Origin of the sequence: Gilliamella sp. B3367, from assembly GCF_026536825.1 — a bacterium.
Taxonomy (GTDB): Bacteria; Pseudomonadota; Gammaproteobacteria; order Enterobacterales; family Orbaceae; genus Gilliamella; species Gilliamella apicola_E.
In genome coordinates, this window is the sequence record NZ_JAFNNJ010000001.1 from 246,394 (window position 1) to 260,883 (window position 14,490).

The 14,490-nt window shown below is 34.4% G+C and carries 14 protein-coding genes; 6 read left to right on the forward strand and 8 right to left on the reverse strand.

The window, feature by feature from the left end; genetic code table 11:
* The first annotated feature begins 69 nt into the window (after positions 1–69).
* From yccX to J3U23_RS01075, 5 genes are all read left to right on the forward strand, one after another.
* Positions 70–348, forward strand: a complete 279-nt coding sequence (gene yccX, locus J3U23_RS01055) for an acylphosphatase (RefSeq protein WP_267338221.1) — start codon at positions 70–72, stop codon at positions 346–348.
* A gap of 101 nt (positions 349–449) precedes the next feature.
* Entirely contained in the window at positions 450–1,016 is a 567-nt protein-coding gene (gene lptC / locus J3U23_RS01060) for an LPS export ABC transporter periplasmic protein LptC (RefSeq protein WP_065562282.1), read from the forward strand.
* A gap of 3 nt (positions 1,017–1,019) precedes the next feature.
* Entirely contained in the window at positions 1,020–1,574 is a 555-nt protein-coding gene (gene lptA, locus J3U23_RS01065) for a lipopolysaccharide transport periplasmic protein LptA (RefSeq protein ID WP_267330076.1), read from the forward strand.
* 1 nt (position 1,575) lies between these two features.
* Entirely contained in the window at positions 1,576–2,301 is a 726-nt protein-coding gene (lptB, locus tag J3U23_RS01070) for an LPS export ABC transporter ATP-binding protein (protein ID WP_065562280.1), read from the forward strand.
* Positions 2,302–2,307: 6 nt separating this feature from the next.
* The gene (locus J3U23_RS01075) at positions 2,308–3,723 is read left to right on the forward strand and encodes an RNA polymerase factor sigma-54 (protein ID WP_416379925.1); all 1,416 of its coding nucleotides are present in this window, start codon (positions 2,308–2,310) and stop codon (positions 3,721–3,723) included.
* Between the two features lie 215 nt (positions 3,724–3,938).
* Here J3U23_RS01075 and leuD read toward each other — a convergent pair whose 3' ends face one another.
* From leuD to J3U23_RS01110, 7 genes are all read right to left on the reverse strand, one after another.
* Positions 3,939–4,541 (reverse strand): 3-isopropylmalate dehydratase small subunit, encoded by a 603-nt coding sequence (gene leuD, locus J3U23_RS01080; RefSeq protein ID WP_065562279.1) that lies wholly within the window; start codon positions 4,539–4,541, stop codon positions 3,939–3,941.
* Positions 4,542–4,552: 11 nt separating this feature from the next.
* Positions 4,553–5,962, reverse strand: coding sequence for a 3-isopropylmalate dehydratase large subunit (gene leuC / locus J3U23_RS01085; RefSeq protein WP_267336738.1), 1,410 nt, complete (start codon positions 5,960–5,962; stop codon positions 4,553–4,555).
* Between the two features lie 64 nt (positions 5,963–6,026).
* A complete protein-coding gene (gene leuB / locus J3U23_RS01090; RefSeq protein ID WP_065734234.1) occupies positions 6,027–7,106 on the reverse strand; it encodes a 3-isopropylmalate dehydrogenase in 1,080 nt (359 codons plus the stop codon).
* Positions 7,107–7,167: 61 nt separating this feature from the next.
* On the reverse strand, positions 7,168–8,715 hold the full coding sequence (leuA, locus tag J3U23_RS01095; protein WP_065734235.1) for a 2-isopropylmalate synthase: 1,548 nt from the start codon (positions 8,713–8,715) through the stop codon (positions 7,168–7,170).
* 334 nt (positions 8,716–9,049) lie between these two features.
* Positions 9,050–10,357: an MFS transporter gene (locus tag J3U23_RS01100; protein WP_065734236.1), complete on the reverse strand. Its 1,308-nt coding sequence runs from the start codon at positions 10,355–10,357 to the stop codon at positions 9,050–9,052.
* Between the two features lie 16 nt (positions 10,358–10,373).
* On the reverse strand, positions 10,374–11,261 hold the full coding sequence (locus tag J3U23_RS01105) for a sugar phosphate isomerase/epimerase family protein (RefSeq protein ID WP_267338222.1): 888 nt from the start codon (positions 11,259–11,261) through the stop codon (positions 10,374–10,376).
* Between the two features lie 10 nt (positions 11,262–11,271).
* Positions 11,272–12,354, reverse strand: coding sequence for a Gfo/Idh/MocA family protein (locus J3U23_RS01110; protein ID WP_065734238.1), 1,083 nt, complete (start codon positions 12,352–12,354; stop codon positions 11,272–11,274).
* A gap of 456 nt (positions 12,355–12,810) precedes the next feature.
* Between J3U23_RS01110 and nfsB the strand changes: the two genes are divergently transcribed.
* Positions 12,811–13,455, forward strand: coding sequence for an oxygen-insensitive NAD(P)H nitroreductase (gene nfsB, locus J3U23_RS01115; RefSeq protein ID WP_065562275.1), 645 nt, complete (start codon positions 12,811–12,813; stop codon positions 13,453–13,455).
* Between the two features lie 53 nt (positions 13,456–13,508).
* Here nfsB and J3U23_RS01120 read toward each other — a convergent pair whose 3' ends face one another.
* Complete coding sequence (locus J3U23_RS01120; RefSeq protein ID WP_065734239.1) at positions 13,509–14,360, reverse strand: YcxB family protein; 852 nt, start codon at positions 14,358–14,360, stop codon at positions 13,509–13,511.
* Between the last annotated feature and the right edge of the window lie 130 nt (positions 14,361–14,490).

Consider the following 14,490-nt stretch of genomic DNA (forward strand, 5'->3'; position numbering starts at 1 on the left):
AAATAAACAAACTAATTCGCGATTTCAATTTTTAAATTAAGCTTAGTTTATCGAGTGAGACTTTTTAGTATGATAAAACAAGTTAAAATTAGAGTATCTGGTCGTGTTCAAGGGGTAGGGTTCCGTTTTTTTACCTATCAACAAGCAGTTAAGTTAGGATTAGCGGGTTATGTTAGAAATTTAGATAATGGTGACGTTGAGTTAGTTGCTAAAGGGGATGATTTAATAATATCTAAGTTAATACAGTGGATTGAAAGAGGTGGTCCTACATCCGCACGAATAACTGGTATTGATGTTTCAGAACAGCCCCCCCAAAATGATTTAACTTCTTTTAATGTTAGATATTAATTTACTAAAAAATAAAGTAAAATAAGGCAATTTTTGGGTGATTTGTAATAAAGGTCTACTTTTATTAGTGATTAACTTTATTTACATAATTAACGTAAACTATGAATAAAAAAAATTTAATCTGTATCCTACTCCTTATTCTGATAATTGGTATTTATTCTGTTTACCAAACAGAAGATAGTGTTTCGGTCGCACCATCAAACGCAAATTCGCCTGATACACCCATTTATCAAAGTGATGAGATGATAACCAATGTCTATGATTTATCAGGCACTATGGTATATAAAATTGCTTCAAGCAAAGTAAAACATTTTGATAGCAATGAAAATACAGATTTTGATTTACCTAATGTCACGCTTTACGATCAGGAACATGCCGCGACTTGGCATATTCAAGCAAAACGTGCAACATTGACTAATGATAAATTAATCTACCTTTATCAAGATGTTCAATTAACAAATTTATCACCTGATTCACAATTACAGCAAGTATTGACAGATAACGCAGTGGTCGATTTAAAAACACAACTTGTCACATCAAATGATCCTGTAAAAATAAAAGGGATTGGCTTTTTATCGACGGGGACAGGGTTAGTCGGCGATTTAAGAGAAAAGACGGCAAATATACTTGAGAATATAAAAACCTATTATAATACTGAGGCACAATAAAAAATGAGATTGAGAAAACAAGCAATTTATCCATTATTTTTTATGTTATATGTATCATTTGCTTGTTTTGCAAATGAGCCTAATTTTGAAGCGTCTTCCCCTCAAAAAGATCAAAAGATGGTTGTTAATGATAAACCTATTACAATTGATGCAGATAACCAACAAATTGATATTGAAAAAAATATTATTACCTTTAGTGGTAATGTACAGATTGTTCAGGAAGGTCTTACCATTTGGGCTGATAAGGTTGTTATAACCGATATGCAAGACTCTACCAAACAAAAAATTACTGGATATGGTAACCCTGTAAGATATAAGCAAATTATGCCTAAAAATAATAAAGTTGTAACAGGTCATTCATCACAAGTTATTTATGATGTGAAAGAAAGTAATATTGTACTGCAAGGTGATGCGGAGCTTATTCAGCAAGATAACCGTATAAAAAGTCCGATCATTACTTATGATGTCAAAAAACAACGAATACTTGCGCAGCCGGGTAATTCAGGACGGGTGAAATCTACTATCATCCCAAGTCAAGTTAAAGAGATGAATAAATAAAATGTCAATTTTAAAAGCTGAAAACCTCGCAAAAGTTTATAAAAAACGACGTGTTGTTGAAGATGTAAGTCTCACCGTCAATTCTGGTGAAATTGTTGGTTTACTTGGTCCTAACGGTGCGGGTAAAACTACTACTTTTTATATGGTAGTTGGCATTGTGACTTTAAATGCAGGAAGAATCTATCTTGATGATCATGATATCAGTATTTTACCATTACATGAGCGTGCTCAAAAAGGTATTGGTTATCTACCTCAAGAAGCCTCAATATTTAGAAAATTATCTGTTATAGACAATATTATGGCTATTTTAGAAACACGCCAAGATATTGACAAAAATGAAAAATTAAATCGAGCAGAAGAGTTACTTGAAGAATTTCATATCACACATATTCGAGATAATATAGGTCAATCTTTGTCAGGCGGTGAAAGACGAAGAGTTGAAATTGCTCGAGCTTTAGCTGCTAATCCAAAATTTATTTTACTTGATGAACCATTCGCTGGGGTTGATCCGATTTCTGTTATTGATATCAAAAATATCATCAAACATCTGCGAGATCGTGGGTTAGGGGTACTAATTACGGATCATAATGTCCGTGAAACGCTTGATGTTTGTGAACGTGCCTATATAGTAAATAAGGGACATTTAATTGCTGAAGGTACGCCAGATAGCATATTAAATAATGAATATGTAAAACGTGTTTACTTAGGACATGAATTCAGATTATAGATTATGATGAAACAAGGGTTACAACTGAAGGTATCGCAACAGTTGTCAATGACGCCACAATTGCAACTGGCGATTCGAATGTTGCAATTGTCTACATTAGAATTACGACAAGAAATTCAAACCGCACTTGAAAACAATCCACTATTAGAGGTTGCTGATCAATACGATGAGATCAATGTTGAAGAGCATGAGCCTAGCGAAAATATTGATACTCGTGAAGCACTCGATAGTCAAGAAATCCCAGAGGATATTCCTTTAGATGCAACTTTAGATGATATCTATACTGCAGGCACACCATCAGGAACCTATTCAGATTATCGTAATGATGAGTTACCTATCTATCAAGGTGAAACACACGAAACCTTGCATGATTATTTAAATTGGCAATTAGATTTAACGCCTTTTAGTGAGGTAGATCGTGCAATTGCGCTATCCATTATTGAAGCAATAGACGAAAGAGGTTACCTGACTGTTTCAACTGAAGAAATTTTAGAGGAACAAGGTAATAATGAAATTGAGCTTGACGAGGTTGAAGCTGTATTAAAGCGAATTTGGCATTTTGATCCCATCGGGGTTGGAGCAAGAACATTACAAGAATGTTTATCTATTCAAATCCAACATGTAACACCACCGGCATTAGTAAAAGAGATCATCAATGATAATTTAGATTTATTAGCAAGTCATGATTACCGGACACTGAAAAAACGATTAAATGCTTCTGATGAGCAACTAAAAGAAGCTATTAACTTTATTCAACATTTACAGCCTTATCCGGGGGATTCTGTTAATACCACGCCACCTGATTATGTTATTCCGGACGTTGTAGTGAAAAAAATTGATGGTAAATGGATAGCAGAATTAAATAATGATACTGTTCCAACGCTACGTATTAATCAACACTATGCTGCGATGGAAAAAGTCAGCAATGAACATGACAGCCAATATATTCGCTCACATTTACAAGACGCTAATTGGTTTATAAAAAGTGTCGAGAATCGTAACGAGACGTTATTAAAAGTTAGTCAATTTATTGTTGAGCATCAACAAGACTTTTTTGAAAATGGCGCTGAATATATGAAGCCAATGATTTTATCTGATGTTGCTGAAGCTATAGATATGCATGAATCGACTATTTCACGAGTGACAACGCAAAAATATTTACAATGCCCAACCGGTATTTTTGAGTTAAAATTCTTTTTCTCAAGTCATGTTAACACTCAATCCGGTGGGGAAGCTTCTTCCACAGCAATTCGGGCATTAATTAAAAAATATATTTCAGATGAAGATTCTAAAAAACCTCTGAGTGATAGTAAATTAGTCTCACTCCTTGAAAATCAAGGTATCATAATTGCTCGCCGTACAGTGGCCAAATATCGTGAAGCGTTATCAATACCTCCATCAAGCCATCGAAAACAACTTTAACTTAATTCTTAATATGTAGTCATCACACCTTAAGTGATAACTTAACCGATAAGCAATAAACCATTTATCTAATTGAATTGATTAATATAAAACTCAGTGATTACAAGTATAGCTTTGGTTAGTTATTTATATAAAGTGTAGTTGAAAGTTTATTTAAGAAGTAGTGAGATATCATCGCTTAAACAACAATAAGCGATGATATTTTCATAAAGATTTTAAGCTAAAAATGTTGGAATCTTATGTTCAAAGGCACTGATTGCATCTTCATGTTGAAGTGTTAAACCGATATTATCTAGTCCATTTAACAAACAATGGCGTTTAAAAGCATCAATTTTAAAAGGATATTGTTTATCTCCAGCAATGACAACTTCGTTAACCAAATCAATAGTAAACTCAATTCCTTCGTTGGCTTCTACAATCTTGAAAAGCTCATCAACATCTTCTTCAGGTAGATTCACTAACAATAGTTGATTATTGAACGAGTTATTATAAAAAATATCGGCAAAACTCGATCCTATAATAGTTTTAAAACCATAATCTGTTAATGCCCATGGAGCGTGTTCACGAGAAGATCCACAGCCAAAGTTTTCACGAGCTAATAAAATACTCGCACCCTTATAACGAGGTTTATTTAACACAAATTCAGGGTTTGGTTGTTTACCGGCATCATCTAAAAATCGCCATTCATGAAATGCATGTTGTCCAAATCCTGTACGAGTAACTTTCTGTAAGAATTGTTTAGGAATAATGGCATCAGTATCCACATTTGCAGCATCTAAAGGAACGACTAATCCAGTATGTTTTGTAAATTTCGCCATGACAAGTCTCCTTAAAATGGTTTGCGAATATCAGTAAAATGACCAGTAATGGCAGCAGCAGCAGCCATTGCAGGGCTAACTAAATGTGTTCTGGCATCACGTCCTTGTCGTCCTTCGAAATTACGATTACTGGTTGATGCACAGCGATCGCCAGGAGCTAACTTATCATCATTCATCGCTAAACACATTGAACATCCTGGTAAACGCCATTCAAAACCTGCATCGATGAAAATTTTGTCTAATCCTTCAGCTTCCGCTTGTTCACGTACAGGCCCAGAACCTGGAACAACCAAAGCTTGAACGCCATCAGCTACTTTACGTCCTTTGGCGACTTCTGCAGCAGCACGAAGATCTTCGATACGAGAATTCGTGCAAGAGCCGATAAATACTTTATTGATCTTAATATCAGACATCTTAGTACCAGCAGTTAAACCCATATAAGCTAACGCACGTTCAGCAGACTGTTTTTCAATCGGATCAGAAAAATCTTGTGGATTTGGAACTTGCTTATCAATAGCAGTGACTTGACCAGGGTTAGTTCCCCAAGTTACTTGTGGAGCAATATCTTTAGCTTCCAAAGTTACAATCGTATCGAAATGTGCACCTTCATCTGTTTTTAAGGTTTTCCAATAAGCGACTGCTTGCTCAAAATCTGTCCCTTTAGGCGAAAATTGTCGACCTTTCAAATATTCAAATGTGATTTCATCCGGTGCAACCAGTCCAGCTTTGGCACCCATTTCAATCGCCATGTTACATAATGTCATTCGACCTTCCATTGACAAAGATGTAATTGCTTCCCCGCAAAATTCAACTACATGGCCAGTACCACCAGCGCTCGTTGTTTTGCCAATGATGGCTAAAATAATATCTTTAGCAGTTATGCCACTGGCTACTTTGCCTTTTACTTCAATTTTCATGGTTTTAGCCCGACCTTGTTTTAAGGTTTGGGTAGCTAAAACATGTTCAACTTCTGATGTCCCAATACCAAAAGCTAATGCACCAAAAGCACCATGCGTTGCAGTATGTGAGTCACCACACACAATGGTCATACCAGGCAATGTCATGCCTTGTTCAGGTCCAACAACATGAACGATACCTCGTAATGGACTTTGTAAACCATATAAAGATACGCCAAATTCTTCAGCATTCTTAGCTAATTCAGTTAATTGGATTCTAGCCATCTCGCTACAAGCACTTAACTCATTGCTTTTCGTTGAAGTATTGTGATCCATCGTAGCAAATGTTTTATGTGGTTGGCGGACTTTACGATTCATCGCTCGTAAGCCATCAAAGGCTTGAGGAGAGGTTACTTCATGAACCAAATGGCGATCGATATACAAAATAGGGGTCTCATTCGGTGCTTCATAGACAACATGTGCATCATATAATTTTTGATACAATGTTTTTGGTTTTGTAGACATTGCTTATATTCCTTTAATATTCTTTAAAAGGGTTAAAATGATAGCTTAACCCTTAGTCTAAAAATTAAATTAAACGACAAATGGTATCACCCATTTCATCGGTTGAAACATAACTACCACCACGAGCAAGATCGATAGTGCGGGTCCCTTGTTCTAAAGCTTTATTAACTGCATTTTCAATAGCTTTGGCGATATCATCACGTTTTAAACTATAACGCACTAATAATGCTAAAGATAAAATTTGTGCCGCTGGATTAGCAATATTTTTACCAGCAATATCTGGTGCACTACCGCCAGCTGGTTCATATAATCCGAATCCATCTTCATTCAAGCTAGCAGACGGTAGCATTCCCATTGAACCGGTAATCATAGCGCACTCATCAGATAAAATATCACCAAATAAATTAGAACATAATAATACATCAAATTGAGAAGGATCTTTAACAAGTTGCATGGTTGCATTATCGATATACATATGTTCAAGTGCGACATCTGGATATTGTTTAGCAACTTCGTTTACAACTTCACGCCACAATATTGATGTTTGTAATACATTAGCTTTATCAACAGAAGTGACTTTTTTACGACGAATTTTTGCAGCTTCAAATGCCATTTTAGCTATACGCTCAATTTCAAAACGGTGATAAACTTCAGTATCAAAAGCACGTTCTTGAGGGCCAGAACCTTCACGCCCTTTGGGTAAACCAAAATAGATACCACCAGTTAGCTCACGCATACATAAAATATCAAAACCACGCTTAGCAATATCTTCACGTAAAGGACATAATTCTTCTAAACCTTGATATAAACTAGCAGGACGCATATTCGCAAATAATTTAAAATGTTTTCGTAATGGTAATAAAGCTCCGCGTTCAGGTTGTTGATCTGGCGGTAAGTTTGTCCATTTTGGACCACCAACTGAGCCAAACAAAATAGCATCGGCTTTTTCACAACCTTCTAGTGTTTCTTTAGGTAATGGACAACCATGAATATCAATTGCTGCACCACCGACATCATATTCACTAGTCGTAATTGCAAGGTTATATTTTTGACGAATGACTTCAAGCACTTTATAAGCCTGTTTCATCACTTCTGGACCAATACCGTCGCCAGGTAATACTGCAATATGGTAATTTTGAGACATATCTATTCCTTATAATTAATTTAAGCATTTCGTCAATAAATAACGAAATCGCATCTATTATTTAATCGTGGTGCAATTTTTGTTTTTGCTCAGCAACTTGATTAGCTCTATAAACATTATTTAAAACATTAATTAATGCTAATGCGGATGAATGAACAATATCAGTCGCAAGCCCAACACCGTGGAATTTGCGTCCTTTATATTCGGCAACGATATCAACTTGACCTAAGGCATTCTCACCTTGACCTTTAGAAGCTAATTGATATTTTACAATGGTAATTGGTTCACCAGTAATACGATTTATTGCTTGATAAACTGCATCAACTGGACCATTACCCGTTGCCGCATCTGAATATTTTTGATCGCCAATAATCAAACTTACTGACGCAGTTGAAACGACAGTAGAGCCTGATTGAACATTAAAATAATCTAAAACATAATGCTCTTGATCATCTTTAAGTTGATTAATAAATATCAAAGCTTCTAAATCATAATCAAAAACTTGGCCTTTTTTATCAGCAAGCTCTAAAAAAGCTTCATAAACTTGATCTAAATTATAATCGTTATCGTGGTAACCCAATTCTTCTAGGCGATGTTTAACAGCTGCTCGACCAGAGCGTGAAGTTAAATTTAATTGGATTTGATTTAAACCGATCGACTCTGGTGTCATGATTTCATAAGTTTCGCGGTTTTTTAATACACCATCTTGATGTATTCCTGAAGAGTGGGCAAAAGCATTGCTACCAATAACCGCCTTGTTAGACGGTATTGGTGTATTAGTAATTTGGCTTACAATTTGGCTGGTACGGTAGATTTCTTGATGATTGATATTAGTGTGAACGTTTAAGATATTTTGACGAACTTTGATCGCCATAATCACTTCTTCTAAAGCAGTATTACCAGCTCGTTCACCTAAACCATTCATCGCGCCTTCAATCTGCCGAGCACCTTCCTGAATCGCGCTAATCGAGTTAGCCACCGACATGCCCAAGTCATCATGACAATGAACAGAGATAATCGCTTTATCAATGTTCGGGACACGTTCAAATAAGGTACGAATAATGCCACCAAATTGATAAGGGACAGTATAACCGACAGTATCCGGAATATTGATCGTTGTTGCCCCTGCTTGAATTGCTGCTTCAACAATCCGACATAAGTTATCAATTGGGGTACGGCCTGCATCTTCACAAGAAAACTCCACATCATCTGTATAATTACGTGCACGTTTAACACAGTGCACCGCTCGTTCAACGACATCTTCAAATGTCATTTTTAATTTATCTTTAACATGTAAGGTTGATGTCGCCATAAAGGTATGAATACGAAATTGATCGGCTACTTTTAGCGCTTCAGCGGCAACATCAATATCTTTGTCAATACAACGAGACAACGCACATACACGACTATTCTTAATGGTTTTAGCGATAGTTTGTACTGATTCAAAATCACCAGGCGATGAGATAGGAAAACCAACTTCCATCACATCAACCCGCATTCTTTCTAATGCTAAAGCTATTTGTAATTTTTCTTTAACACTTAAACTTGCTTGTAACGCTTGCTCACCATCACGTAATGTTGTGTCAAAAATAATAATCTGATCGCTCATTGTTATTTCCTTTATATTTTGGTGCTATCTCGGTATTTCAAGTTAAGAAAACAAAAAACCCGCACTTTAGCGCGGGTTCTTGTTAATCTATCGAGTTAAGTATTAAATCACTTTTACTCCACACACAAGCTATCCGCGCAAACTGATGCGAGGAGGAGGCTGAGTAGGAGGCTAGTAAATTTAATCATTAACTTCTCAATTGTTATATTATTTATAAAATATTGGTGATATTTTTATCAAATGATCATTGTTGTGTCAATGATTATTTGAATATTAATTACTCATTACAATAAATATCAGCAACAAATATCACCATAATAAAATTAAATTATCGTTAGATTCCTTCAGGAATTTCTATTGTTTCTAATTTTTTAATAATGAAAATGTGTGCAAGAGCCCCAATTAAAGAAACAGCAGAGATATAACACATTGCATAAGCAAAACTATTAGTGTATTCGAGAATTAACCCCATGATAATTGGAGTAATTATACCCGCACAGTTACCAGCAATATTGAAAAATCCTCCAACTGTACCCATTACTTTTGCTGGTACAATATCACTTAGTAAAACCCAACCGATATTTGCAAAAGCATTTGCAAAAAAAGCAAATGATAATAAACCAATGGCAATAGCTGGATAATCTTCAAAAAAGTTAGCTAAACACATAACCCCAGCAAAACCTAACCCTAAAATTGATGGTAATTTTCGTGAAAAAGTTCTACTTTTGCCTTTTTTCATTAATGCATCACTTACAAATCCACTGCATAATAATCCAACCATCGCCATAATATAAGGGAACATTGCCCCAATACCAGCTTTAGATATAGATAAATGTAACCCTTTTTCTAGGTAAACAATAAACCAAGTAAGAAAGAAATAAAGGGTTGAATTTAAGGCAAATTGAGCGATACATAAGCCTAAAAAATTACGTTGCTTTAACACATAACTAATTTCTTTCCATTCAACTTTTTCTTGGCGTTTTTGGGCTTGTCCTAGACCACCTCCTTGTTTTATATAATCAATTTCAAGTTGATTAGTATTTTTACTATCTAGAGGATCACGATAACGGATTAACCAATAAATACCGAAGATGATACCTACAATACCACAAACGTAAAATGACATTTCCCAACCATAATTAGCCACAACGAAAGCTAAAATTGGTGTCAATCCCGCAAGGCCAATGTATTGCGCACAAGCATAAAGTGCAGTAGCACTAGCTCTTTCTTGGGTAGGAAACCAAGTTGATATTATTTTAGTATTAGCTGGAAAAGATGGCGCTTCAGCTACACCTATTAACGCTCTGCATAACAGTAAAAAAATGAATGATGCTGTTGCTGTGGTAAATAAATGATTTGAAGCAATTCCCATAAGTAGAGTGAATATACTCCATAAAACAATTGCACATCCGTATAATTTTCGTACTCCAATGCGATCAAGTATATAGCCAACTGGTATTTGACTTAAAACATATGCCCAAGTAAACATTGAAAAAAGAAGACCAAGTTGTGTTGGAGTTAATGAAAAATCAGCTTGAATACTTGTGCCGGCTACAGATAAATTTGCTCTATCCATATAATTGATTGCTGTTACAATAAAAAGTAACACCAATACAAAATATCGAGATTTTGTTGCTTTCATGTTATTTCCTTATTAGTTATACATAACGTCCATTAGTTAAACAGTTACAATCACTCATGATTTTATGAGTTGTTTGATATGCTTGGGAGATTATCCATTCAGGCGTCTTTTCCCAATATTCAGGCCGAAATGTTTCAATCGAAACCATTCCTGTGTATCCCATATCTTTTAATGTGATTAGAAAATTATTTAAATCGAGTACTCCTTTATCGCAAAAACGACGTAATGCTTGAGATAACTGTTCATCAGGTGCGTCGTCACCATTATTTATATGTACAGCAAAAATTTTATTAACAGGAATTTGTTTTATTATTGAAAAGTCGTTCAAACGGTTGTATAGATAAAGATTAAAAGAATCAATAACTAACCCAACATTATCTTTATCTACTGCTTTTACTATTTGCCAGGCTTGTTCAACAGTTCTAACAGAGCTGCGATTAAAACCAACCAATTCAAAGCAAAGTTTAATGCCATAGGGCTTAGCTAAATTTGATAAGTGAGATAGGATTCGTACTGAATTTTTATAATTATCTTCCCATGAACCAATAAATGGCCCGCCATCGGGATTTCTTTGTAATGGGGGAACAATAATAAAATATTCAGATCCAATTATTTGCGCTATTTCGCATCCCCAGATAAATTCTGCTACTAAATCTTGCTCCTGTTGGCTTTGAGAACCATCAAATAATGTTGAAAATGTATAAAGTGCATTTAATGCATGAGGTTTTAAGTTATTTTTTTCAAAAAATTGCTTTAATTCATTTATATCATGATCTTTTAGATATTCATGAAGCATATCTAACCTTAGTTCGATAAAATCAAAGCCATTTTTTTCACACAAGACTAAATCTTTATCTACACTAGAGCATTTCATTGCATTTGATTGATTGTATCCAATTTTCACGATAGCACTCCTAATCTAAAGGAAACTTCACAACTTTATTGCTTTGTGTACTTCGATAAATTGCTTCAATCAACTCAACAGTTTTTAAACCAGCAAGCCCATCAATTAAAGGAGGTGTATCGTTTATTATTGAATTGAGAAAATCTTCAATTTGAAGTTGATGATAATAGTACATGGAATCAACACTATTAAAAAAATCACAATCTTCTTTTTTCCATGTTTGTAACAGATCTTCCTCACCTTGAATTGTCCATAAATCATTATATGGGGGCTCAGTAATTGAAGATACACCAGCAATAAACATTGCACCTCCATCAGTTTGTACGCCAATAGAAGCCCCATTTTCACCATGGATATGTACTTTTCCATATAGCGCAGGATTTTGAGAATTACTTACTAACACATTACCTATACCACCATTCTTGAATTTAATAATTGCAACGGCTGTATCTTCGACTTCGATATAAGGATGATTTAAGTTACTCCATAATCCATAAACCTCTTCTACTTCACCCATGTACCATAAAAGTAAATCCAGTTGATGAGGAGCTTGATTGACTAAAACGCCTCCACCTTCACCTTTCCATGTTCCTCTCCAAGGATCACTTTCGTAGTAAGCTTTATCACGCCAACCTAACATTGTTACTGTTCCGATGATTGGTTTTCCGATTTTTCCTTCATCAATTGCTTTTTTTATTCTTAAACATGGTCTATAAAAACGACGTTGACATACGGTTCCGACTTTAGCTTTTCCGTTTTTGGCAGCAGATAATATTGCATGAGAATCGGCCAAATTTGATGCTAAAGGTTTTTCGACAAGAATATGGCATCCTAAACTTGTTGCAGTTATGGCGACCGATGCATGGATAGGGTGAGGAGTACAAATACTCAACATCTCAATCCCTTCATTTAAAATCATTTGCTCAACATTATCATAGGCTTTAACACCATACTGTTTAGCAAATTCTTGAGCTCGTGATAAGTTCTGATCACAAACAGCAATAAAATTAGATTGTTTTAAATTCATTAATGCTTTTGCGTGAAAATGTCCTACTTTTCCACAACCAACAATAGCTGTTTTTAAATTTTCCATTCAATAAAATCCTCCAATGTTACTGGTAACTTATTGATTCAAAAAAAATGAATCAATTTTTTTCAATTATAAGATTAATCGAATAATAAATTATTTGATACCGGTCACATTTTTGGAAAAATTATTTTCTATTTATCAAATTAAGGATTAACTCGGCATAACCAACGGATTATATTTTTTTGAAAGTAAATCAATTTCTATATCCATCACTGATTATTAATGGTTCATCAAACATGAACGCCAAGAAATAAATTGAAAAATAGTTTAATAGTATGCAAAATGGTAGGAGTTTAAGGGCATAAGCGATAAGGTGCCTGATAAGTACTTTTCAATAGATCCAAAATAATCATTTCAAAAATAAGAATGTTCATTATTTATGTATCATTTTTTGCTCTAAAAAATAGTTTTACACAAGTAACGCTATTTCAGAATTAATTATCAATTATTGGAGCCATTATGAATATTGTCGAAATTTCACAAAAACGTTATACCACCAAACATTATGACAAAACGAAAAAGATTCCCCAAGATAAGATTGAGCAGTTATTAACTGTTTTAAGAAACAGTCCGTCATCGGTCAACTCTCAACCGTGGCATTTTTATGTTATTGATAATGAAGCGGCCAAAAATAAAATTTTGCCGGCAATAGCTGATTTTAATCAACCACGTGTCACCGGCTCATCACATACTATTGTTTTTTGTATTAAAACTCCGTTGGATGAAGCCCATTTAGTTAATCTCCTTAATCAAGAAGAGAAAGACGGTCGTTTGCCTTCGGCGGAATTAAAGGCGTCTCAAGATCAGGGACGACGTTATTTTGTAAATTTAAATAGCAAAACACCTGAATCACAACAGTGCTGGGAAGGTAAACAAGCCTATATTGCATTAGGGCAATTGCTTTTTGCTGCTGCAGCAATTGGTGTTGATTCTACCGCAATAGAGGGTTACGATTCTGCTAAAATGGATGAAATTTTAGATCTTAAAAGCAAAGGATTGAAAAGCATTGTGGTTGCCACGTTAGGTTATCGTGCTCAAGATGATGGTAATGCGCATCGTCCAAAATCACGTCTGCCGAAAGATCAAATCTTCACCTTTTTATAATCTGATTAACATCCCACCTCGTATTAGGTGGGATGAGTAAAAAAGGTATGTTTTTATTTCACTGAATAATTTTTATAGTGTTTCAGTTTCTCTTCCAGCGCTTGTTGTTGTTCTAAACTAAACTCGTTATAAAAAAAGTAATACCCCGAACTCTCTTGTATGAAAAACACATAACCTTTTGATGTTTTATCTATTTTATGAAATTCAGCATAGTTAATATTAAAAGATCCAACTGTTTTTTTGTAATTGAATGTTAGATGATCATCATAAAAAATACAGGTCATACTGCCAAAGCGTTCATTCAATGTTAAAACCTGCTTTTTTGATTGTTTTTTAAAATTAGCCAAAAATAAGGTAAGTAATAAAATAGGCAGTATGAAAATTAGTACTGATAAAGTAGGATTTTTTGGAAATAGCAACAAACTCAAAAATAAAAGGATAGTAGATAAAATAAACATCCTTTTTCTTGAATTTCGAAATTGATAACAAATAAAAGCATATACTTTTTGATAGTCAAATTGATAATTTACCGTTGCTATTTCGGGTTGTTGGTTTTTGTTTAAATAAGGAGCCAGATAATCTTTTAGCAGCAGTAACTCATCCGGTTGAAAAAGATCATAACGAACAAATTCAAAAATAATCTTATTACTAAAAAAAAATAATCCAGTTGTGGTTTCTTTTATTTGATACAAATCAGAGTAATAGAAAGTACTGACTTCGTTTTTATCTCTATTTAGCTGTACTATTTTTTCATTATCGAAGGTGAAGGTAAAATTACGCATATTATCAGCAATCGAATCATCTAATTGTTCTGCAAAATCATTATCTAAACAATCTAGCAGTGCGTAATAAGTATCAACTAAATATTGTCGATCAATGTGGCAATTAACGGTGATATTACTCATCCTTGCTCCTAAAATGGTCTTTATCACTAATACTGTCAATTTAATTGATTATATATAAAACTGAGTAAATTGTATGTAAAAAACAAAACCGACAGTGAATAAATCTAATCAATTCGACAAATAACCCTAG

Bases quoted from the DNA above. Each gene is read 5' to 3' on its own strand.
- yccX (WP_267338221.1), top strand. From the start codon at position 70: ATGATAAAACAAGTTAAAATTAGAGTATCTGGTCGTGTTCAAGGGGTA.
- lptC (WP_065562282.1), top strand. From the start codon at position 450: ATGAATAAAAAAAATTTAATCTGTATCCTACTCCTTATTCTGATAATT.
- lptA (WP_267330076.1), top strand. From the start codon at position 1,020: ATGAGATTGAGAAAACAAGCAATTTATCCATTATTTTTTATGTTATAT.
- lptB (WP_065562280.1), top strand. From the start codon at position 1,576: ATGTCAATTTTAAAAGCTGAAAACCTCGCAAAAGTTTATAAAAAACGA.
- J3U23_RS01075 (WP_416379925.1), top strand. From the start codon at position 2,308: ATGAAACAAGGGTTACAACTGAAGGTATCGCAACAGTTGTCAATGACG.
- leuD (WP_065562279.1), bottom strand. From the start codon at position 4,541: ATGGCGAAATTTACAAAACATACTGGATTAGTCGTTCCTTTAGATGCT.
- leuC (WP_267336738.1), bottom strand. From the start codon at position 5,962: ATGTCTACAAAACCAAAAACATTGTATCAAAAATTATATGATGCACAT.
- leuB (WP_065734234.1), bottom strand. From the start codon at position 7,106: ATGTCTCAAAATTACCATATTGCAGTATTACCTGGCGACGGTATTGGT.
- leuA (WP_065734235.1), bottom strand. From the start codon at position 8,715: ATGAGCGATCAGATTATTATTTTTGACACAACATTACGTGATGGTGAG.
- J3U23_RS01100 (WP_065734236.1), bottom strand. From the start codon at position 10,357: ATGAAAGCAACAAAATCTCGATATTTTGTATTGGTGTTACTTTTTATT.
- J3U23_RS01110 (WP_065734238.1), bottom strand. From the start codon at position 12,354: ATGGAAAATTTAAAAACAGCTATTGTTGGTTGTGGAAAAGTAGGACAT.
- nfsB (WP_065562275.1), top strand. From the start codon at position 12,811: ATGAATATTGTCGAAATTTCACAAAAACGTTATACCACCAAACATTAT.
- J3U23_RS01120 (WP_065734239.1), bottom strand. From the start codon at position 14,360: ATGAGTAATATCACCGTTAATTGCCACATTGATCGACAATATTTAGTT.